This window comes from Candidatus Protochlamydia phocaeensis (genome assembly GCF_001545115.1).
GTDB lineage: Bacteria > Chlamydiota > Chlamydiia > Chlamydiales > Parachlamydiaceae > Protochlamydia_A > Protochlamydia_A phocaeensis.
The window spans coordinates 79,581-102,341 of record NZ_FCNU01000022.1; the positions used below are offsets into that span (position 1 = coordinate 79,581).

Here is a 22,761-nt window from a genome sequence, read left to right on the forward strand (position 1 = left end):
CCCTGTTTCAAATAAATCTGAGTCACTGCTCTTTTTAATCTCTATCCGCATTGACTCTTTTCTAAGCTTCTAGCAAGGAAAACTAGCTGGACAATTATCATTTCTTTTGAAGACTATGCGCAAGTAGGCCGCTGCCGGATTCAATTTGAAACAGGGGAAGGACTGCTAGGTTTTCCGTTCTATTTTGATAAATAGTTCTTTGAAAATTTTGATCCGCTTTGCCTTTCATTTGGAATGGCATGCGGCTAATTAAAATATTTTAGGAAGGGAGTAAAATGAGGAAAAAAGTTTTAGCTTATTTATTAACAGCTTTCGCTGCTTTATCTCAAGGATGCTATTCTCAACAAGAAAATGATTGTGAAAAAGTTTTTACGGATTATTGGCTCAATAATACGTGGGGAGGAATTTCCCTTTCAGGGGCAGGTTCGGATCTGGTTCAGACGGCTACAATAAGAGAGGCGCTTCCGGTTCTTTTACAGGAATATCAATGCCAAACGATGGCAGATGCCCCCTGCGGGGATTTTTATTGGATGCGGCATGTGGACTTGCCTTTAAGGCAATATATTGGCGTAGATGTCGTTAAAGCCATGATTGATTATAATCAAAGCCAATTTGGCAATGAATTTTATTCTTTTATCCAATTGGATCTTACTCGTCAAAGCATTCCCAAGGTAGACCTGGTTTTGTGCCGGGACTGTTTAGTGCATTTATCTTATGCCGATATTGCAAGAGCTATAAAGCATTTTAAGCAAAGCGGAACGACTTATCTCCTCACAACATCTTTTACAGCTTTACCCTTCAATTATGATATTCCGACCGGTAGCTGGAGGCCGCTTAATTTCATGTTAGCTCCTTTTAATTTTCCTCAGCCGTTGGCCATTATTAATGAAAATTGCACGGAAGGAAATGGCATATTTAGCGATAAAAGTCTTGTTTTGTGGAGACTTGCCGATTTGCCCGATTTGCCTTTTTGACGAGAAGACAAAATGAATAAGCCTTCCTTTTCTAGCTATTTGTCAGCTAGTAAAGGAAGGCGGCAAATAAATGAGGCAAATCTTATTGGCTTAGAAGTTGGCGAATTTCTTGTTTTAATTTTTCCCGTAAAGCGGGATCTTTTAAATGGCCTTGTTCATCGAAAGCTGTATAGGAATTAGGCACGGATACTTGCGTGGCAACGACTTCTCCGCCGACATTTTGGATAATGGATTGCAGATGCCCTAAACCGCGGACGCCGCCGCCAGCGCCAGGAGAAGCGCTCATAATGGCAAATTTTTTCCCTTGAAAGGCTTCTCTGGAAGGTTCGCCTTTTTCATTGCGCGAGGCCCAGTCAAGGGCATTCTTTAAGACGCCTGAAACAGAGCTATTGTATTCAGGAGAAGCAATAATGATAGCCTGGCTATCAGTCAATAAGGTTCTGAAACGCTTAGCGTTTTCCGGCATGCCGCGCTGTTCGACATCGGCATCGTAATAAGGCATAGGAAAATCGCGAAGATCGATGACCTTTACTTTAGCCCCCATCTGACGCCCTATTTCAGCTGCATCGTTTGCAAGCTTTTTATTCGTGGAATCTTCCCTTGTACTGCCGGATAAAACTAAAACATTGGTTTCCGCAGCTAAAGAAGCAGTGGCAAACAAGGCCATAGAAAATAGCAATTTCAACATAAATCTATCCTTTGTAAATAGGTTCTAACTCAGGCTTGCTAATCTCAAAATGAACGAGCGGGATTATAATTTTTATTGGGATTATATTAAATTCAAATGAATCTAGCCGTTTAATAATCGCTCTTAATTTGATAGTCGAGCTATGCGTAACCCCTTCCCGTTCATCCTAGTTAGCATAAGGTTGAAATAAGTTTAATCCACTTATTTCAAGCGTTTATCATTAAATAAGTTGAAAAAAAATGGCCTTTGCTTTGAATTGTGCGGAACAAATATTTAATAACCGGATGAACGAATAGCGAAGCAGATGAGGGGATTCATGGGAAAGATGGCATCTAAATGGACGGGATATGTGCTGCTTGTCTGTCATTTTACTGCCTCTTTTTTAAATGGAGGGCAGGCAGGGACGGTCAACAATAAAAGTGGGCCGGATCAAATTGCACAAATTAACGGGCTTGGTCAATTAGAGCATCAATTAAACACAGATCTGGAAAAAATCAACGCTCCGGCAAAACCTTGGATTGTATGTCCTTCTTCCGAACACACGGATAGGCTTGAGGTAGCGATTATTGGCGGAGGGATGGCCGGAATAACCGCCGGTTTTGCATTGATAAAGGAAGGAATAACCAATATTCGCATTTTCGATGAAAATCCGCCGGGACTTGAAGGGCCTTGGATGAGAAGCGCTAGAATGCATGCTTTGAGATCGGGCAAAACATATATGGGGCCAGCCCTTGGCTTGCCTAGCTTGACTTTTTGGAGTTGGTATGAAGCGCAATATGGTAGGGAAAGCTGGGAATCTTTGAAAACCATTCCAAAAGAGATGTGGAATGACTACCTGTGCTGGTATCGCCAAGTTCTCAATTTACCTATTGCCAATAGCATGCATTTAATGCGATTAAACCCTTGTGAAGAGGCCTTTGAACTGATTTTTAAAGATGGACAAGATGAGCATGCGATCTATGCCCGCCGAGTCGTATTGGCCACAGGACGCGAGGGGGCAGGCGGAATGGAAATCCCGGAGTTTATGCAACATGTGTCTAGAACGGTCTATGCGCATACAGGCGAAAGCATCGATCCCGCTCGGTTTGCAAATAAGCGAATTGCCGTTATAGGGGCCGGTCCTTCCGCTTTTGATGCGGCAGCCGTTGCCTTGGAAAATGGAGCTGAGTCCGTAGAAATGATCGTTCGCCGCTCTGAAATTCCCAGAGTGTCTAAATTTGCGCAGCTATCTTATCCAGGCATGGCAAAAGGGTATTATTATTTGCCCGATTCTGTTCGCTTTGAGCTATTTTTAGATGCAGCCGAGGCCGGCATTCCGCCTCCTGTCGCATCAATCAAGCGCCTTCAAGGCTATCATCAATTTCGCCTCCATTTAAATCATCCCATTTGCGAAATATGGGACAATGGAGAGCAGATATTTATCCGGACTCCCCAGAAAAGGCTTGCTTGTGATTTTGTTGTCTTAGCGACTGGCTATAAAGTGGATTTATCGTGCCGTCCCGAGTTGATTGCCATCAAGGACGACATTTTGCTATGGAAGCATTGCATTTCGGATCATTATCTCCAACAACGGCCAAAGCTAGGATTGTTTCCTTATTTAGGCTTTCATTTTCAATTGATGGAAAAAGAGCCGGGCGCAGCGCCTTTTTTAAAAAGAATTTATTGTTTTAATTATGGCGCCTTTCTTAGTCATGGCCTGCTTACTGGAGATATTCCAGGTATTAGCATAGGAGCTTCCCGTTTAGCCGAAGGAATTGTTAGGGATATTTTTCTTGAAAAACAGATCGAATACATAGAAAAGATCAAGCAATTCCAAGAATGCCTTTTTGATCCTGTTTTAATAGAGGCTTTTGAGAAAGCTTATCAAAAGCCTTAAGTACAGCGAGTAAAAATATTTTTGATAGCAGTGTTTTTTATGCACTTTGAAATTAAAAATAATGGTAATAGTGGGATGTAAAATTTGCATTTGCATGATGCTCTCAGAGGGTGTATTAAACGCGTAATAACCTATATTTGAGATTATTTCTCTTGGAAAACGGAATTCGGGTCTAGCAGTTTTAATATCCCTCGTCATTTAAGATTAGGAGATTCAAATGAAGATCTTTAATAAGTCAATTTTGGCAACCTGCTTTTTATGTCTATGCTCGGCATTCAATGCGATGGCCAAGGGGCCGTCCACTACCACGCCGATCAAGCATTTAGTTGTCATTTTCCAAGAAAACCGCACTTTCGATCATTACTTTGGCTCTTACCCCTATGCCCAAAATAATCCGGGAGAGACGCCTTTTATAGCTAAGAAAAATACGCCTTCTGTTAATGGTTTCTCATGGGCTCTTTTGGCATTGAATCAAAATCTTAGCCAGCCTTTCCGCCTATCTCCTTTGGATGCTGTATTAAATATAAGCGATCCAGACCATGAATATACCGCTCTTCAAGCTGCTTGCGATTCTGGGTTGATGGATAGGTTTGTTGAGACGACCGGAATAGGCGTTGTTCCCCCTAATCTTGTTATGGGGTATTTCGATGGAAATACCGTGACAGCGCTTTGGAACTATGCGCAGCGCTTTGCCATGAGCGATAATTTTCATACGACGAATATAGGAGCTTCCACTGTAGGGGCGATTAATTTGATTTCAGGACAATCTCATGGCGTAATTCCTGAAAATTTTTCCATAGGCTCGACACCTGTTGCGGTTCAAGGCACATTGATTAATGACGCCGATCCTGTTTTTGACCAGTGCTCCACCCCTTCGCAAGCTGTCGCATTTACAGGAATGAATATTGGAGACCTTTTAAACGCCAAAGGGGTAACGTGGGGATGGTTTCAAGGGGGATTTGCCAACTGTGCTTCCATGCATGTTGGAGCTGGCGGCCAACTAGTTACGGATTATATTCCTCACCATAATCCTTTTCAATACTATCTATCCACCTGTAATCCTCAACATCTTCCTCCCTCTTCTATCCATATGGTTGGCAAGACAGACCAGGCCAATCACAATTATGACTTGTCCGATTTTTGGGCATCTGCTGAGCATGGCAACCTTCCTTCCGTGTCTTTTTTAAAAGCGCCTGCTTATCAAGATGGGCACGCCGGCTATTCGAACCCCTTTTTAGAGCAGCAATTTCTTGTTTCCACTATTAACGCTTTGCAAAAGCTTCCTCAATGGAAAGAGATGGCTATCATTATTGCCTATGATGATTCCGGGGGATGGTATGATCACGAGTTGCCTCCCATTATTAATCAATCGCAAATCCCCGAAGATGCTTTGATAGGGCCTGGAAATGCAGGGACATCTCCGCCATTTGGGGGATACCAGGGCCGGCCTGCTTATGGTTTCCGCGTTCCTTTCATTCTGATTTCTCCCTGGGCAAAAGAAAATTATGTCGATCACACATTAATCGACCAAACGTCTATTCTACGCTTTATTGAGGAAAATTGGAAATTAGGTTCAATTGGCAATTTTTCATTCGATGTATTTGCCGGCACTCTTTTAAATATGTTTGATTTTAGGCGTTCTAAAGAGCGTCAGCTCATCCTCGATCCCAATACAGGAGCGCCTGTTATTCCGCCATTTTTGCAGTAATCTTCGGGAAAGCTCTCAGATAAGAGAGCTTTCTTTATCTTTTTCGTCTTCCAAACTTGAATAGGCTTTAATCTTGATCTTTTAAAGAAGGATAAAACAATTTTCCTTCCTTCATTCTTAAGAAAGAAGTCAGTTGATGCGGCTTAGCTTGAGACGAGCTAAAAATATCGAGCACTTGCCAATGGCGAATGGTCAACGCATCCGCAATAAGCGAGCGATGGCATCTCCAGGGTAAGGCCTCAGAGCACATAATGGCGGACTTGTAAGCTATTCCTAATTTTTCCAGCTGCTCCAATCCTTCTTTAAAGCCATCCGTTTGCATATAATCGGCATATCCTCGAAAAGCCGGATGGCGCCACTCCCTATTCAAAGAGTTTTTGTGGGCAGAGCGTCGGCCTCCTAATTGAATAAGGTGGGTATAAAGCACATGCGCAAGAGGAAGGCTGCTCGCTAAGCAGTCCTGATTAAATTGTGGGTTGTGCTTGGAATAGGGATATCTCCGCACATCAATGAGCATTTCAATTTCATATGCCTTTAATAAATCTAAAAAGGCATCCAAGCTTCTATTTGAATGTCCTATCGTATAGATCAGATTTGGCATGCTCGCCCCCCTCTTAATGGGAGGGAGATTGCTCGACGGTCAGTTTTTCATCTACGGGATCGGCTAAGCGTGCGAAGTATCCGATTGTTTTAGCGAGGCCTTCTTTTAGAAAAACTTTAGGTTCCCAATCCAATAGGCTGCGAGCATAAGAGATGTTAGGCTTTCTTTGGCGAGGATCGTCTTGAGGAAGCGGGTTAAAGCAAAGAGGCGAGCGTGAACCGGTTAATTCTAAAATTGTATGGGCTAGGCTTGCAATTGTAAATTCATGATCATTTCCTAAATTGACAGGGCCTGTCACCTCCTCGGGGGAAGCCATCAATCTGACTAAGCCTTCAATGAGGTCGCTGACATAGCAAAACGAGCGTGTCTGCTCTCCATCCCCATAAATAGTAATGGGTGCATGATTGAGCGCTTGGACGATAAAATTGGAAATCACGCGACCGTCTTCTATGCTCATGCGGGGGCCATAGGTATTAAAAATGCGTGCAACCTTAATGCGTGTACCATGTTGCTGGCGATAGCAAAAAAATAAGGTTTCGGCACATCGTTTTCCCTCATCATAACAGGCCCGTATGCCAATGGGATTGACATGCCCCCAATAGCTTTCTGATTGAGGATGTTCCAAAGGATCTCCATAAACTTCGCTGGTAGAGGCTTGAAGGATCTTTGCTTGATTCTTGCAAGCCAGTTCCAATAAATTCAAAGAACCGATGACACACGTTTTAAGGGTGAAAAGAGGGTCCCGTTGATAATGTTGGGGAGAAGCCGGGCAAGCTAAATTATAAATTTCATCGATGGAAGGCAGATCAAGCATCGCATCGCCTATATCATGATGAATAAACGTAAAGCGCTCATTGGAAATCAAATGGGAAATATTGCCCAGATTGCCGGTATATAAATTATCCATACAAATCACTTCACAGCCTTGATCAATCAAATAATCGCATAAGTGAGATCCTAGAAAACCGGCTCCACCTGCTACAAGGACTCGCTTAGGTGAAAGGCTGTCTTGGGCGCAAAGAGGCGATTGGCCGATAAGAATAATCCAGTAAATGCTTAAGATAAACTTAAATAGCCTCATATCGTTAACCTAATAAGGGTTGGTGATTTAAATTTTAATTTTGTTATTTTAGCAACTCGGAAATCTTGATGCAAATTAAAAAAATAAAATAAAAACTACTTATCCTTTGATTGACAAATAAGCAATTTTTTGAAAAAAAGGCGTGGGAATATTTAAATAAACAGACTGGTTAACAAAGTAATCTTATGAATAAAAATTCCTCCGTTTTAATTGTAGGCGCAGGCCCTTCAGGATTAATGATGGCGTGCGAGTTGGCGAGACGGGGAATTTCGTTCCGTTTAATCGATCGTAAACCGGAAGGAATCAAAACAACCAATGCCGTAGGAATTCAAACGCGGACGCTCGAACTATTTGACCAAGTTGAATTAATAGACCGGTTTCTTGAAATTGGCATAAAATGCCGTTCAGCTTGTCTGCACAGTGAGGGAGAGGTTTTAAACAAAATCTCGTTCGATCATTTGGATTCTTTTTATAAATTTATCTTTTTGCTTCCTCAATATGAAACAGAAAGAATTTTACGGGAACGCTTGCAGGAGTTGCAAGGGCATATAGAAAGGCAAGTTGAGTTGATGGATTTCAAGCAGCTTGATCAACAAGTCCAAACGACGCTTAAACATGCCGATGGACAAATAGAGACCTTGACTGTTGATTGGCTGGTCGGCTGTGATGGCATCAGAAGCCTTGTCCGAGAGAAATCCGATATTCCTTTCATCGGACAAGATATTCCGCAAACGTATTTAGTGGCTGATGTAAAAATAGAAAGCCGGCTTCCCAATGAGGAAATGCAAGCTTATTTTAGCAGCCAAAAAATCTTTGCGGCCTTCCCTTTAGGAGATGGCTTGTACCGCATTGTAGCCAATCTTGGCGCTAAAGATACGAGGAAAACAATCCCTGAAGAAGAAATCAGAGCAATTATTGAAGAGCGCTCCAATCACCAATTGCAAGCGAAGGAAGTCCTTTGGTCCGCGCCTTTCTGGATTCACAGCATGATTGCTAAGACTATGCATAAGGGGCGCGTTTTTATTGCAGGCGATGCGGCTCATGTTCACTCTCCGGCTGGCGGGCAGGGAATGAATACGGGATTTCAAGATGCCTATAACCTAGCTTGGAAGCTGGCCTTAGTCATTCATGGACAGGCGAAACCTTCTTTGCTTGATAGTTATCAAGATGAACGGCATCCCGTCATCGAGGAAATTGTCCGCATGACGGAAGGGATTACCAAAGCTGCTATTGTTAAGAATATCTTCTTATTTAAGCTGCGGAACTTTTTAGCGCGAACATTATTGAGAAAGCGCTTTATTATAGATAAAATCGCCATGAAGATGGCCCAATTAAGCATTAGATATAAAAAAAGTCCCTTTATTCACTATCAAACCAATATTCCTTCTAAAGCTCCCCATCCGGGAGAAAGAGCCCCGGATGTCGTCATCGGCTCATCATCGAAGCGGCTCTACGATTATTTAAGAAATCTCCAGCACAATTTATTGATTTTCACCGGGCGCAATCCAAGCGGGGATGAGTTAAAGGAGATAGAACTTCTTCAGCATTGGATAGAGCAAGAGTATTCTTCGCTCATTAAGTGCTTTGTCGTCAGTCCGAGCTCCTCCCTTTTAGGATTGCAAAATGTCATTTTAGATGAACAATCTTCCATTCACCAACGCTATCAAGCGAATGGGCCCGGCCTATGCTTAATTAGGCCCGACCAATATATTGCTTTTTTCAAGCGAGGTTTTCCGAAGGAAGAATTAGGCCGCTTTTTCGATCAGTATTTTATAAAAATGACGGAAGTGAACCAGGCATAATATCAGATTGCCTCATCGTCGGTTATTTGATGAGGAAGGGATATTTGGGAGCTTACTTTAGAATCGATGTATTAGGAAAAGCGAGTGAAAGGTTATAAAAATTATAAGAAATACCACATTGAAGCCAAGCATGCTCCAAACATCATTCCTCATCCCTATCGTTTCCAAGTCAAAGTCAAGAGAGGGGAGCTGGCGAAGTTTTTATTAAAAGAGATCTTGCTGTATCGAGGCAAGATAGACGTTATCCTTAGTCGGCCTTGCGTCTATGGCGTCTTTTCAGGGCCTGTTGGCGGCTTTGCCCCCCGCGAACATCTATGTGTCGGTTGTTTGCGCTGTACAACGCAATATCCAGAAATGGTGCACATTCTGCCAAACCCTGCTCGCCAAGAATTGGGCGATGGCTATTTTACGCCGGAATTTGTGGATACGGTCGTTTATGAGGCCGAGAGCGGACGAGTGCCTGTTAAAGGAGCGGGATATAGGGGGAAATTCGGAGGTGCGGGTTGGGATGCCATGTGGACGGATATGTCGGAAATTGTCAGGCCGACGCGAGATGGAATCCATGGACGAGAGTTCATTTCTACGGAAATTGATCTTGGCGGCAAAAAACCTTATTTGACCTTTAATCCATCTGGCCTCCCGGTCGATACGCCTCATAAGACAATTAGCCTTCCTGTTCCTTTTCTATTTGATGCTTTACCTGGCAATACACTTGCGCAAGAGTCTGTATGCCGCCTCTTAAGCGACGCGGCGCATCAACTCCAAACCCTGGCCATTTTGCCTTTGATGTCCTTATTGAACTTTTCTTTAAAAGGACGGCATCTCATCCCTCTTATTCATCCTGGCGAAGAATCGGCGATTAAAGAGCTGAAATTTGATCCTTGCATGATTGAGCTTTCTGCCTGGGATGAAACTCTCTATCAAACCATTCAAAAAGAATTTCCGGGGTCTTTGCCTGTCTTGCGAATAAACGGCGAAGGGGAAGATTTGCTGCATTATTTCCAAGCGGGCATACGCAATTTTCATCTAACGGCAGATTATCATGGACGAGGGCGGAAAGGCGGATTTATTAAAGACTTAATTCGGCAAGCTCATTTAACTTTTGTACAGGCCAAATGCAGAGATGAAGTGTCCTTTATTGGAAGCGGCGGAATGATTGCGGCTGAGCATATTCCCAAGGCTATCATTTGCGGTTTAGACGCCATTGCCCTAGACACCCCTATACTAGTAGCCCTACAAGCGCGCTTTCAGGGGTGTTGCTTAAATCGAGAAGAGAGCAATTTTCAACTTCCCGGCTCTTTGAATGTTGAATGGGGAAAACAGCGCTTGATTAACTTAATAGAATCCTGGCGGGACCAGCTTTTGGAAATCCTAGGCGCCATGGGCATTCGCGAGGTTAGGCGCTTACGCGGGGAAATAGGACGAGCGATGTTTCAAGAGGATTTGGAAAAAGAGGCTTTTTCAGGAATTGCCGGCTATGACAGATAAACCTTCGAATGAACAGCTTATTATCGATAAGCATACTGTTGCTTTGCGCCAAGGCTTTCATGCCTGGCCGACTTTGAAATACGGAAAAATGCCGGCTATGGGAGACTTCCGCTGGACAACGGATTTGATTCTGGCAACTTGGAAACAGGCGGAGACGGGCTATCCGCCACTGGGAGGGCTGGATTATAAAAAAGGAGCTTCAGGAGGAGGCTTTGATTGTTTAGATTTTCGCTTTCTTGCAAAAGAGCAATGGCTGCCTTCTTCCTTCAGCCCTTCTCTTTCGCTGGCTTTAAATCGGCGCTCATATGATCAAAAAATGAACATTCCCATTCCTTTTTATGGGGCCGGCATGTCTTATGGATCAATTAGCGAATATATCATGCTTGCGCGGGCAAAGGCCGCCCAAAAATGGCAAACCTTTACCTGTACAGGCGAAGGGGGATATCCGAATAGCTTAGTTCCATATAAGAATCATGTGATTACCCAAGTGGCGACGGGGATGTTTGGTGTACGGGAAGAAACCATTCAATATGCCCCTATCGTGGAATTTAAATATGCACAAGGTGCGAAGCCTGGCTTAGGCGGACATTTATTGGGAGATAAAGCAACCGTGGCTGTCGCTAAAATGCGAGAGGCTGTCCCCTGGGTTAGCTTATTTTCCCCTTTTCCTTTTCATAGCGTCTATTCGGTAGAAGATCATAAAAAACATATCGATTGGATCAAAACGGTTAATCCGCAAGCCCTTATTGCTGTCAAAGTCTCTACTCCCATTGATGTCGATATGGTGGCGGTCGGAAGCTTTTATGCCAATGCCCATATTTTGCAAATTGACGGAGGGTATGGGGGAACGGGCGCGGCCCCGCAGATTGCAAAAAAGAATATTGCCATGCCAATTGAATTGGCTATCCCCAAAGTTCATCGCTATCTGGTTGCCGAAGGCATTCGCGATGAAATTGTCGTAATGGCAAGCGGCGGCATTCGAACAGCTTATGATATAGCCAAGGCCATCGCATTGGGAGCTGATGGATGTGTGCTGGGGACGGCTGAGCTAGTCGCCCTTGGCTGCACACGATGTGCGAATTGCGAAAGAGGGCGCGGCTGTCCTTTTGGCTTGACGACGACGGATCCCGAACTCATGCAGTTGGTTGATCCCGACTGGGGGGCCGAACGTATCAGCAACCTTTATGCATCTTTTGCCCATCAACTACAGGACATCCTCAGAAAATTGGGACTGAAGTCCATTCAAGAGCTGAGGGGAAGAACAGATCTATTGACTTATGCCAAAGAACCAACTCATTATGAACAGCCAGTCCGATAAAATTCAAAAATTATTAAATTCCAAAGCGGCTCTTAGTCCCTTCTCTTCTGCGGAGATCCGCAAAGTCGAAGCCGAGGGTGGTTGTGGAGTGATCGGATTGGCTTCAACAGAAAGACTCCCGGGGAGGCATTTGCTGAGCGCTTTATATCAAATGCGCAACCGAGGAAATGGCAAGGGAGGGGGGATTGCAGCCGTGGGGCTTTCCGCCCAGCATTTAGGCACAACCCAAGCTATCTTAGATAACAATTACTTATTGGCCATCGCCTATTTAGATAAACAATGCCAAGTGGAAGTCGAACGGGACTACATTCATCCCTTATTTGAAATTGATCATATGCATGGGATGCCGCACGTCGAAGACTTTAAAGGCATTCCCGGCATTGATATCCTTCCGCCTGAGGTCTGTCTTTATTTTGTTAGAGTCAAATCCAGCGCTTATGAAGTGTTTCGCGATCAGCATAATTTGGCTTCTTTATCTCAATCCGCGATTGAAGATGAGATGGTCTATCAGAACTCTTATCGCTTAAATCTGGCCTTTTATGCTTCGATAGGAGAAAAGCGCGCGTTTGTCCTTTCACATGCCAAAAACTTGCTGGTGTTAAAGATGGTTGGTTATGGCGACGACGTCATCCGCTATTATCAGCTTGAAGAGTTTCCGGCTCATGTTTGGATCGGCCATCACCGTTATCCCACTAAAGGACGGGTTTGGCATCCTGGAGGAGCCCATCCTTTTGTCGGATTAAACGAAGCGCTTGTCCATAATGGCGACTTTGCCAATTATTTCTCCATGTGCGAATATTTAGCGCAAAGAAACATTCATCCTCTTTTCTTAACAGATACGGAAGCCGCCGCGCTTATTTTTGATCTCTTTGCCCGCAATTACAATTATCCCTTAGAATATGTCATTGAAGCATTGGCCCCTACAACAGAGCGCGACTTCGCTCTCCTGTCTCAAGAAAAGCAGGTCATTTATGAAATGATCCAAAAAACGCATATTCACGGTTCTCCGGACGGTCCGTGGTTCTTCTTGATTGCCCAGTCGCTAATCGAGAACGCCACTCCCTTTTACAGGCTTATTGGGATTACAGATACCAGCATGCTTCGTCCGCAGGTGTTCGCCTTGCAGAAAGGAGAGGTGTCCATTGGACTGGCTGCGTCAGAAAAGCAAGCCATTGATGCGGCATTAAAAAGTTTAGCTGAAGAAGATGGCCGGTTCTGGCCTTGTGCAGACTATTACTGGAATGCAAGAGGAGGGAGCTATACAGATGGAGGCGCTTTTATTTTTACCGTCCAACCTCAGCCGAATGGCAAGGCGACGCTCACTTGTACAGATAAATTTGGACGTGCGATTTATAAGCGTCAGGAAAAACCTTATGCCGATTTTAAAGCCATTTTAGGTTCGCGTTTTCCTACTCAAGCCTTTATAGATCTTCCCTCCGATAAGCTTTTTGCTTGGGTCAAGCAAAAGTCTTTTGAATGGACATATGAGCAAATGATGGAATTTCTTGCCGCTTTAAATCAAAATGCGGTTGACGACTATCATATTCAGCGGGCAATAGAAGTCACTTCAAAGCTTATTGATTATGCGGGCTCAACCCAATACATGCGGCAAAGCTGTCTTCAGGCTTTGTTTCATCAGAGCTTGTCCGATCTGATTGAGACAATTGCCCGCCAGCCGACTTTTTCTTATGCATATTTAAATTTTAAAAGCGAGCGTCCCTACCCATTAATCGATACGCAAACGTTGATTATCGATGCCCGCGGTTTTCCGGCAGAGGGAGAGAACTCGCTTGCCTTGGAAATTGTTAAAATGGTTAAAAGGGGATTCAAGCGATTTATGATCGTTCATTGCCAAGGGCAGCGCTTCATAGGCAATGGATTAGGAGCCGGTTCGCAAGGAATCAGAATAGATGTGTATGGCTCCTCGGGAGACTATTTAGCATCCGGCATTGATGGAGCCACCATTTTCGTGCACGGATCTGCTCAAGATCAGCTTGCTCAAATTATGAAGGAAGGAACGCTTGTCGTGCATGGGGATATCGGGCAGACTTTCATGTATGGGGCAAAAGGAGGTAAGGCGTTCGTGCGAGGCAACGCAGCGGGACGCCCCTTAATAAATGCTGTTGGAAAACCGCGCGTTGTCATTAATGGCACTTGTTTGGATTATTTGGCCGAGTCTTTCATGGCCGGAGATCCGCTAAAAGGTGGCGGCTTTGTCATTATCAACGGAATTTTGCTAAATGAAGAAGGGGGGATTACGGAACTAGACACGCCTTATGCGGGAAGCAATTTATTTTCGCTAGCGTCAGGCGGCGCCATTTATCTGCGAGATCCGGGCCGCAAAGTGGGCGAAGAACAGCTTAACGGAGGCGAATTCCAGGAGATGACCAACCATGATTGGGAACTTATTTTACTTTATTTGGAAGAAAATTTCCGTCTTTTTAATATTCCGATTGCGCGTTTGCTCGAATATGAAGGAAAAACATTAGAATTTAAAGACGTCTATCGTAAGATTGGCCCCTTGCATGTACGCATTTTACAAGAAGAAGAGGCGTGGGTGCGAGGAAAGGGCCGCTCGCCATAAAGCAACAAATGAGACTGTATGCCTAATATCCCTTTGCAAAAGAAAACAGGAATGCCGCTTATTGGACTCGGAACATGGAAATTAAATGGGAAAGAATGTGAACAGGTTCTGCATACGGCTTTAGAATTGGGTTACCGGCATATTGACACGGCCGATACCTATCAGAACCATTTGGCAATTGGGCAAGTGATCAAATCCTGCCCCCAGCGCGAGCAGCTTTTCCTTACGACCAAGCTTTCGATAGATAGCCTGTTGCCTCATCAGGTCGAGGCTGCGGTACCACGCTTTTTAGAAGACTTACATGTCAATTATCTCGATTTGCTTCTCATTCATTGGCCGAATCCGAACGTCTCTTTAGACCAAACGCTCCTCGCTATGCAGGCCTTTCAGAAGCAAGGCATTGTGCGAAAAATTGGAGTCAGCAATTTTGTCCGCTCGCATTTCGAATGCTTGGCTTCTTATCGCTTTCCCATTGCAGTCAACCAAATTGAAATGCACCCTTATCTGCAAAGAAGGCCTTTAGTCCATTATTGCCGCCAACACGAAATCTCTCTTACCGCTTATCGCCCTTTAGCAAAAGGAGCGTTCGAACAAAATGAAATTTTAAAGGCAATCGGAGCTAAATATAAAAAGACAGCCTCGCAGGTTGCTCTAAATTGGCTCGTTCAACAGGATATCGTCGTTATCCCCAAAGCGGCTTCAGCTAAGCATCTTAAAGATAATTTAGCTTTATTTGATTTTGAGTTGTCCGCAGAGGATCGGCAACAAATCGCTCAATTAGAATCCGGTAGGCGATTTTGCAATCCTGCCGATTTACCTGTCTGTGAAGACGAATAACCTGAGTGAAATTAAAAAATACTGAAAAACACTTTTGATACACTTACTGACCCATGACACTTTCCGTTTTCAGGCTGATGAGATCTTTAAAGATAAATTTAAGCTTTCTTTCCATTGATAGGCTCAAATCTTTGAACGGCCATTGCTCCTAAACTTTCCGAAGCATGGGGATCAGGGGTCGGTTCTACTATAACTAGATACTTTTTATCTGGATGCACATCAAGAATAGACGCTTTAAAATGACGGGATTCTTCGGAGCCAATCCCTCCTACATCACGTACGGTTTCTTCACACCGTGTAAACATTGAAACACGGGAGAACCCAGGCAGAGAATGCGGAATAGGGGTTAAAAATCGCAAGGCTATCATCTCTATTATTCTTGGCAAAGAACTGTTACGCTCTTTTATCAATGCCTTTTGCTGCTCAAAAGATAATTTTTGACTATTTTTCATAGCAAAATGGGGCATAGCGACTACATACGTTTCTTGAATAGGGATATCGCAATAACCGACATGGATATGAAGATAAGGACCGGATAAAGAAGCTAAATGCTGTGTAGAGATTTGCTCAATACTTCTCAATGTGTTTATTGTAAGACCTTTAGGAATCTTTAAAAATGTTATTCCTTTATTTTCCTCTCCTTGAAATACTTTTTGTAGCACAGCTAAGATTTCATCATCTGAAAGCATTTTTTCACATTCTGAATCGAAATCACATCCTTTAAATATCTCTTGTCCTTCTAAAGCTTGTATAAATTTTTTCCATTCTTTTGTATCAAAGAAAGTGGCTTTGGCAGCATTTTTATAAATCCTAGATTTATTTTTATTGAGTGTCTCATTCCATAACTTACATACCAAACGAATAGAGGATAAATCTTTTATGAAAAATTTTTCAAAAACATTGCTTAGACAATTTTCGTCCAAGTTAATCGTCATGTTTACCAACTGACTAGAAGCGCCTGTTATAGCCGTCATTATCAATCCTTAAAGATTTAAAGGTCCTTTAAAATTTCTAGATAGTCTGAGACAGACAGAGTTATCTCCGATTACAGGATAAATAAAAGACTTAATTGTGCAATATAATTTGTTAAGTTTGGGAGTTGCTGTTCAAACGAGCAGTTAACGTCTTATTTAAGTAATTTTAATATTTTTTTTATTTTAGTTTTATATTATATTTAAATAATAATTATAATAAAAGAGTGTTTTTTTTTGAATTGAGGTTTTATGGGAATTAGCGTTGGAACATTTAATATCTTGGATCCAAATTTTGCCGTGAGCCATAATCAGGCAGAAGGATTATCAGCACCGGGGAAAAGTAATTGGGGTAGCCGGAAAGAGGGAATCGTTCGATTAATTCAAAGTTCCCATTTAGATGTCATTTGTCTGCAAGAAATAAGCGCGCGTTCTTTGAATGATATGAAGGCGGCGATTGAAGCGCAAGGATATGAAATCGTCCATGTTCCGCATTCAGGCAGAATAGATGGCTTGGCCATCCTATATAAGAAAGGAAAATTAGAGCCCAAGGATTTTCGCGTTTTATCAAAGCATGGATTAGAGTCTTGCTATGTGGATTTAAAAGATCAGACAACGGGAAAGATGATTCGCGTTGCAAATTGCCATCTTTTGGGAGGGCCAAAGTCGAATCAAGGAACTGAACAGATAGAAGCACTGGTTAAAGAGGTCGATAAAGAGGCTAATCATCCCATTGATGCTCGCATTATTGTCGGAGATTTTAATGCGGATGAAAAGCAATTGAACCAGACGAACTCAAAATTTCAAGCTTTAAAACAGGCAAATTACGCATTCGATGGCAATTTAAGTCCGACTGAACCGGGTAAAAATCGGCATATTGATTGGATTTGGGTTCGCTCTTCCGCTCAGCTGGCTTCGCTTGCCGTTCCTCATCCGTCTGTTCCTGTCAGTGACCATCAGCTGCTGGCAACGCAATTGAACTTTCAAGCGACAGTCTTGTCGAATAATCCGCTTCCGTCAACGCTTTCTCAGGTCATCTCAGCTCCTTTTCAGCATACACAGCCGAATAGATCGTTTAGGGCTAAAATGATGAGCCATTTCTCCGTAACAGGATGGGATGCTGGCTCAAAGAAAAGCTTTGCCGAAAAATTAGACGGAATCTTAACCCAATGCGCGAATGCAAATCCTTTTTTGCCGACTATCCGGCAAAAGTTTGCAGAATACGTCGATACGTTATTGATGACAGCGAGTGAAAGACAAATGTTGAGAGAGGATTTGGAGAGAGCAATCCAAGCGGCCCAAGAAATGGCAACAAGAGAGAGGGTGCGAGCTCGAGCGATGTCTGCCTTGCAGACAGGCTCTGTGTCCATTCCCGCTTCCGGCATAGGCTCCCTATCTCAGGAAGATAATAGGACGCCTGCTCCTCTTGCTTCGAGACCTAGCAATCCTTCAACAGCACCTGTCACGCTTTTTCAGCATGTAAAGGCCTTTTTTAGGGGAATTGCCAGCTTTTTTTCAAGACTCTTTGGCTTTCGCTAAGGACGCCCCTTAGCCGAAGCAAAAATAATTGCTGCTTATTACTTCTTTAGGCGTTTCTCTATGCGGTCCGGGTTTCAGTGTTTAATCCCGCGCGCAAATTTTAGTGAATTAAAGCGCATTAAGGGCCTTTAAAAGAGCGGTTATTTCGCGGAAGCCAATTTTAGGTTCACTAAATAAGACGTAAGATGTTTGAGAGGAAGGGTGAAATTTCTCCCAAAATTTCTTGCGGCCATCCAAATGAAAAATTCCCCTTACGGCATTATATGTCTGACGCGCAATCCATGCGGCAAAGGGGCTAAGTCCGACGATTTCGCCGAGATGGCGGGAAGGTACGGCGCCAAAAGTGACATATGAACAATTCTCCTTGCTAAGCGCCTCTAAGACTGTTACGACAAGCAATTCCGGAGTCCCATGTGAAGCAGTCGGTTTAAACATGAGATGATTAAGGAGCCAGCCATTTTTAGCTTGCAACTGATTGAGGATGGCTACGCCGGTTATTTGATCATTTTGCCTAGCATAAAACCAACGCTTTCCTGGACGGTTTTCGAAAAGATGGATGTGTGAAATGTGAAATTGTGGGCCTCTGCGTCCTTTTAACCACGCTACTCCTACTTCTTCAATGGCTTTTTCTAATTTCGGATCGGGTGTGGTATATTCTTGCACAGTCATCCCTTCTTTAAGGGCATGTCTGACCTTTCTTCGCACTAAACTGCCATTTACTCCTTCATGCGATCTAGGGTCTGAATGAGGATCGATGCAGATTTCTTCTCCAAATTCAATTTTTGCCTTGCAAACATATTGAAGGGCCCAATCCGCAAAGTTTTTCGATGCAATGATATAAATGACCGGCCAGCCGTTCTGCCGGCAATAAAGATGAAAAGCGGGGACTAGCGTCGGAAGAGCGGAAGGCGCACAGACCGGTTCCCCAAAGACTATGGCACAGCCAGCTTTGATGCGATAACCGATCAATCCCTGAATAGCGGGCAAGCTAAAGGTCTGAGTCGCCGGATCGAGAATGGCGTCAGAAGTCGATCCTCCCCATTTTCTAAGATATTCCAATACTTGATTTGGTTGGGAAATGTTAACAGACGAATGGTTTTCCATATTTAAGCGCGAAGGCTCTTCTGTTTGAATATCCATGCTATTCATCTATAAAAGTTATGATTTTATACGCATGCATAAGCCTGCCTGAAATAACCGGTGTAAGCGTGAAACAAGTGTGGGTGGTGAAAATCAAAGATTTTAGAGGCAAGCCGGCTTGATTTAATTAATAGAAATAAATTTAATTTATAGCAAGAAAACAAACGAGAGGAGCAAGGCATTTTGTTGACAGCCTTTGTAAAAGTATGTGCAGTCAGAAAATGCCTTAAGAAGCCTATAGGGCTAGGCGGCTCTTAATGCTTTGGCAATTGGCATTTTGGCGACTTTTAAACCGGCTAGCAAGGAGGCGGCGATAGATGCCGTCACGCTTAATAGCATAGTAAAGTATACCATCTGCCACTCAAATTCGAATGAAATATAAAAAGGAAGCGTATTTCCCGGTGCCGGAGGCATCAGTAATTGATTGTCTAGGAAAAGCTTTAAGATCGAAAAAGTAAAGGCAATGCCGAACGCGCTTCCTATTATACCTAGAAATAATCCTTCAGCGATAATGAGGATCATGATATCCGCAATTGACTCGCCATTTGCACGGAAATTTCCGATCTCTTGCTTTCTCTCTAAAATTGCAGCAGATACGGAATTAAAAATACCAAGTAGAACAATGGAGAGAATGATGGCCTGCACAACTTTATATTGCGCATGCAGCCAATCGACTGAATGCTGATAATAGACTTTGTCTAAAACCGCAAAAGAAGTGGCCTCCAATTCGGGAAATGCTTTTTCAAAATTCGATGCAAATGAATCCCAATCCAAATGGCTTCTTAAACCTAAAGCGATCAATTCTATTTGAGAGGTTTGCATCAAGGATTGCGCTTGCTTGAGTTGAATGCGAAAAAGGCGGTTGTCGGAATCGATAGAGCCTGTATTAAAAATACCGGTTACTTTAAGTTCCGCTTGATTAATCTTTCCTTCGATTGAATTGGCTAATACGGTTAGGGAATCACCCGGTTGAACGTTCAGGGCCTGCGCCAGTCCGATTCCCAGCAGGATTCCATCTTCTTGAAAGGACAATGTCTCGCCCGAGACAATATTGAGCTCATAAAAAAAAGTCGCTTCTTGTCCGGCATCGACGCCTTGTCCATAACCGCTGACCGTTTGGCTGTCTTTTTTCAGTAAGGCCGGAAAATTAATGCGGGGAAATACGTGCTCAACCTCTTCCTGTGCAGATAAATAAGCTTGCAGATCTTCCCAGTTTGCCATCCACTGCATCCATGGTTTTTCTTGAACAGTCTCTCGGTAATGCTTGGTATTGATCTGGCCATGGCCATAAAGAGAATGAATCGTGCTTTCTCTGTATTGATTGAGCACCCCATTAATGAAGCCCTTGAACGAGAACAAGACTCCCGTTCCCAAAGCAATCGTTAGCAAAATAGCCAAGGTGCGGCGGTAATTGCGAAAGAGATTCATAAAAGAGAGAAATAACATGTCTGTTTCCTAATTTGTTGAATAGAAAAGCTATTTTTAGCCTATGAAATGGCATTCAATAGAAATCGTTTAAATGGAAGACAACGCTCCATCTTTAATCTGAAAATTGCAGCTAGCAAATGATTGGACCATGGCATCATGGGTTGTCAAAATGATAGAAGCTTGTTTTTTTTCCACTAAATGATGAAAGATATCCATGATTTCCCGGCCGGTCTTTTGGTCTAGGTTCGCCGTCGGCTCATCTCCAATGATGACTTCTGGTTTTTTTGCAATAGCCCGGGCGATGGCCACCCGCTGTCTTTGCCCTCCGCTTAATTCCCCGGGCTTTTTCATGCGGTGTTCCCATAAGCCTACCGCTTCGAGCGCCTCTTGAACTCTTTGCTTAATTTCATTTTTAAAAAGCCCTTGGCGTGCCAGAAAATAAGCAATATTCTCTTCCGCTGTAAAAACAGGAATTAAATGGAATTGTTGGAAAATAAATCCGATCTGGTATTTGCGAATGTGATTTTTTTGCTTCTCATTTATTGTAGACAGATCTTCATTCAAAAATAACACCTGTCCGGATTGGCTGTCTTCGATCAGTCCTAAAACATTAAGCAAGGTGGACTTGCCGGATCCGGAGGGCCCCGAGAGAGTAACTAATTCATACTTTGGAATAGTAAGAGAGATTCCCCGTAACGCCTCCATTTTTACCGAACCGAGTTGGTAAGAGAAGTAAACGTCTTTTAGTTGGTATAAATAATTATCGCGTTTCAAAAGAATACCTTAATTTGCATTTATTAAAAATTAGTTGGGTTTGATTTATTGAATAAGGAACGATTGTTTACTGACTAAATTTCAGTGATAGACTCAAAATTATAATTTTCCGCGTTTTATTTTTTCAACTATTTGCAGGTGATAAATGGAAAAGAATTTTTAAAAAATAATTGAATGTTTGAAGGATTGACCGTATACAAGAGAGTATCTTTAAAGTGTTAAGGATTTGATTTAAGCGAGTTTTTGAATTTAAAGCTCTATCTTACCGTCTCTAGTCACAATAAGTGTGTGAAAAAGAATTAAGCGTAATGAAGTCGCATGAATAGCCTTCTTAGTCTTGTCATTATGATGTCAATTGCGGCTTTGCTTGTCGATGTGGCGCAGAGGTTTCGCATTCCTTATCCGATTACCTTAGTGTTAGGTGGAACATGCTTAGGATTTCTTCCGGGCTTGAATCCCGTTTTTTTAAATCCCAATTCTATCTTAGTCTTGGTTCTTCCTCCTATTCTTTATTATGGGGCTTATTGGATTTCTTTTAGGGAGTTTAAGAAAAATCTAAGAGAAATTTTTTCCTTGGCGCTTGGTTTAGTCATTGCTACCACAATTGTCATTGGAATCATCTTTAAAGCGCTTTTTCCTGAGCTTTCCTGGTCGTTGGCTTTTGCCGTTGGCGCGATTATCTCTCCGCCGGATGCCATGGCTGCCACCGCCATTCTTAGGCATTTTAATATAGGCACGCGCTTGTCTACGATTCTAGAAGGAGAGAGCTTGGTCAATGATGCTTCGGCTTTAGTTCTGTATCGCTTAGCTGTTAACGCGCTTTTAATCGGTTCTTTTTCTTTTGTAGAAGGGGTCGAGCAATTTTTTTTCATTGCCAGCGGAGGAATTTTAATAGGCGTAATTACAGGCTTAGCGCTTCAAATATTTTCCAGACAATTTTTAGATCCTGTTGTAGGGCTTTTATTTTCTTTTATCGTTCCCTATTTGACCTATATTCTTGCCGATTCGCTAGGCGTGTCCGGCGTTCTAGCTGTTGTTGTAAATGGCCTAATGGGCGCACGCATTATTATTAAGCATGCTTCTTCGCTTAGGCGCGTGCTTGGCTATACAACATGGGATATTTTTATTATCTTCTTAAACTGTTTTGTCTTTATTTTGATCGGTTCTCAGCTTAGGGGGTTGACAGCCGGCATGACGGGAAAACAAATCATTCTTTATGCGAGCTATGGAATATTGATCATGGGAGTCCTCACTGTTCTTCGCCTAGTGTGGGTCTATGCCCGGAAAAGCTATGCTTATTTTAAGGCACGCCAAGATCCTAAAAAGGAAGCACAGTGCCAATACATTTTTCGAGAGTCCGCTATTATTGGCTGGTCGGGAATGCGGGGAATTGTTTCTTTAGCTGCTGCCCTGGCCTTGCCTATTACTCATGGCGATGGTTCTTTGGTAGAAGGCCGTGAAATTGCCATATTTATTGTTTTCATTGTCATCTTGCTAAGTCTTTTAATCCCTGGATTGACTTTGCCTTTTCTCATTCGCTGGTTGCACATTCACCCTGGCTCTGAAGCAATAATGGTGAAAAAAATTAGAAAAAAACTCTTAGAGGCAGCTTCTAAGCAAATTAATTATTTGCATGAAACTAATCATTTAACTGAAGAAGAACAAAATTTTTTAATGAACTACTTCATCGCTCATCATCACATTTTTGAGACTCATTCTACGGTCGATGAAAAAAAACAAAAATTGGAGTCTGCTCGAATTAAGATTATTCAAGCTCAACGCCGTTTTCTCTTACAACTGTGGGAAAGCGGAGAAGTGGGCGACCATCTATTTACTCAGCTTGAACGCGAATTGGATATCGAAGAAGCGCATGCGACGCGCGCAGAAATTAGCTAAGTGTTTTTTTTAAGAAAGTTTGCTTATGAACCGACTGATTTTAAAAAAGTAAAAAG

The 22,761-nt window shown here is 42.9% G+C and carries 17 protein-coding genes; 10 read left to right on the forward strand and 7 right to left on the reverse strand.

Annotation, left to right across the window (positions count from 1 at the left end):
* Window positions 1-275 precede the first annotated feature (275 nt).
* Window positions 276-974, forward strand: a complete 699-nt coding sequence (locus tag BN3769_RS07820) for a class I SAM-dependent methyltransferase (protein ID WP_068469287.1) — start codon at window positions 276-278, stop codon at window positions 972-974.
* 82 nt (window positions 975-1,056) lie between these two features.
* On the opposite strand, the gene BN3769_RS07825 is transcribed toward BN3769_RS07820, so the two are convergent.
* Window positions 1,057-1,662 (reverse strand): NADPH-dependent FMN reductase, encoded by a 606-nt coding sequence (locus BN3769_RS07825; RefSeq protein ID WP_079989477.1) that lies wholly within the window; start codon window positions 1,660-1,662, stop codon window positions 1,057-1,059.
* A 316-nt stretch (window positions 1,663-1,978) separates the two neighbouring features.
* On the opposite strand from BN3769_RS07825, the gene BN3769_RS07830 reads away from it, so the two are divergent.
* Entirely contained in the window at window positions 1,979-3,538 is a 1,560-nt protein-coding gene (locus BN3769_RS07830) for an NAD(P)-binding domain-containing protein (protein ID WP_068469289.1), read from the forward strand.
* Window positions 3,539-3,755: 217 nt separating this feature from the next.
* On the forward strand, window positions 3,756-5,246 hold the full coding sequence (locus BN3769_RS07835; protein ID WP_068469291.1) for a phospholipase C: 1,491 nt from the start codon (window positions 3,756-3,758) through the stop codon (window positions 5,244-5,246).
* Between the two features lie 67 nt (window positions 5,247-5,313).
* Here BN3769_RS07835 and BN3769_RS07840 read toward each other — a convergent pair whose 3' ends face one another.
* Both BN3769_RS07840 and BN3769_RS07845 read right to left on the reverse strand, forming a co-directional pair.
* Window positions 5,314-5,847, reverse strand: coding sequence for a DUF488 domain-containing protein (locus BN3769_RS07840; protein ID WP_068469293.1), 534 nt, complete (start codon window positions 5,845-5,847; stop codon window positions 5,314-5,316).
* Between the two features lie 13 nt (window positions 5,848-5,860).
* Window positions 5,861-6,928 (reverse strand): UDP-glucuronic acid decarboxylase family protein, encoded by a 1,068-nt coding sequence (locus tag BN3769_RS07845; RefSeq protein ID WP_079989479.1) that lies wholly within the window; start codon window positions 6,926-6,928, stop codon window positions 5,861-5,863.
* 185 nt (window positions 6,929-7,113) lie between these two features.
* On the opposite strand from BN3769_RS07845, the gene BN3769_RS07850 reads away from it, so the two are divergent.
* From BN3769_RS07850 to BN3769_RS07870, 5 genes are all read left to right on the forward strand, one after another.
* The gene (locus tag BN3769_RS07850) at window positions 7,114-8,730 is read left to right on the forward strand and encodes an FAD-dependent monooxygenase (RefSeq protein WP_068469294.1); all 1,617 of its coding nucleotides are present in this window, start codon (window positions 7,114-7,116) and stop codon (window positions 8,728-8,730) included.
* 84 nt (window positions 8,731-8,814) lie between these two features.
* Window positions 8,815-10,218 carry a glutamate synthase-related protein gene (locus BN3769_RS07855; protein ID WP_068469296.1) on the forward strand — a complete coding sequence of 468 codons (1,404 nt, stop codon included), beginning with the start codon at window positions 8,815-8,817 and terminating at the stop codon, window positions 10,216-10,218.
* A complete protein-coding gene (locus tag BN3769_RS07860; protein WP_068469298.1) occupies window positions 10,208-11,536 on the forward strand; it encodes an FMN-binding glutamate synthase family protein in 1,329 nt (442 codons plus the stop codon). The genes BN3769_RS07855 and BN3769_RS07860 overlap by 11 nt, the downstream gene beginning before the upstream one ends.
* Window positions 11,496-14,120, forward strand: coding sequence for a GltB/FmdC/FwdC-like GXGXG domain-containing protein (locus BN3769_RS07865; RefSeq protein WP_228840653.1), 2,625 nt, complete (start codon window positions 11,496-11,498; stop codon window positions 14,118-14,120). The genes BN3769_RS07860 and BN3769_RS07865 overlap by 41 nt, the downstream gene beginning before the upstream one ends.
* An 18-nt stretch (window positions 14,121-14,138) precedes the next feature.
* Window positions 14,139-14,957: an aldo/keto reductase gene (locus BN3769_RS07870; RefSeq protein ID WP_068469302.1), complete on the forward strand. Its 819-nt coding sequence runs from the start codon at window positions 14,139-14,141 to the stop codon at window positions 14,955-14,957.
* Window positions 14,958-15,055: 98 nt separating this feature from the next.
* Here BN3769_RS07870 and BN3769_RS07875 read toward each other — a convergent pair whose 3' ends face one another.
* Window positions 15,056-15,931: an F-box protein gene (locus BN3769_RS07875; protein ID WP_068469304.1), complete on the reverse strand. Its 876-nt coding sequence runs from the start codon at window positions 15,929-15,931 to the stop codon at window positions 15,056-15,058.
* Window positions 15,932-16,180: 249 nt separating this feature from the next.
* Here BN3769_RS07875 and BN3769_RS07880 point away from each other — a divergent pair, with 249 nt between their 5' ends.
* A complete protein-coding gene (locus tag BN3769_RS07880; protein ID WP_068469306.1) occupies window positions 16,181-17,467 on the forward strand; it encodes an endonuclease/exonuclease/phosphatase family protein in 1,287 nt (428 codons plus the stop codon).
* Window positions 17,468-17,575: 108 nt separating this feature from the next.
* On the opposite strand, the gene BN3769_RS07885 is transcribed toward BN3769_RS07880, so the two are convergent.
* The 3 genes from BN3769_RS07885 to BN3769_RS07895 all read right to left on the reverse strand — a co-directional run bounded on the left by BN3769_RS07885 (window position 17,576) and on the right by BN3769_RS07895 (window position 20,809).
* Entirely contained in the window at window positions 17,576-18,607 is a 1,032-nt protein-coding gene (locus BN3769_RS07885) for a DUF2156 domain-containing protein (RefSeq protein WP_068469308.1), read from the reverse strand.
* Window positions 18,608-18,850: 243 nt separating this feature from the next.
* Window positions 18,851-20,053 carry an ABC transporter permease gene (locus tag BN3769_RS07890; RefSeq protein WP_068469310.1) on the reverse strand — a complete coding sequence of 401 codons (1,203 nt, stop codon included), beginning with the start codon at window positions 20,051-20,053 and terminating at the stop codon, window positions 18,851-18,853.
* A gap of 69 nt (window positions 20,054-20,122) precedes the next feature.
* Window positions 20,123-20,809, reverse strand: coding sequence for an ABC transporter ATP-binding protein (locus BN3769_RS07895; RefSeq protein ID WP_068469312.1), 687 nt, complete (start codon window positions 20,807-20,809; stop codon window positions 20,123-20,125).
* Window positions 20,810-21,127: 318 nt separating this feature from the next.
* Between BN3769_RS07895 and BN3769_RS07900 the strand changes: the two genes are divergently transcribed.
* A complete protein-coding gene (locus tag BN3769_RS07900) occupies window positions 21,128-22,705 on the forward strand; it encodes a Na+/H+ antiporter (protein WP_068469314.1) in 1,578 nt (525 codons plus the stop codon).
* The last annotated feature ends 56 nt before the right edge of the window (window positions 22,706-22,761 follow it).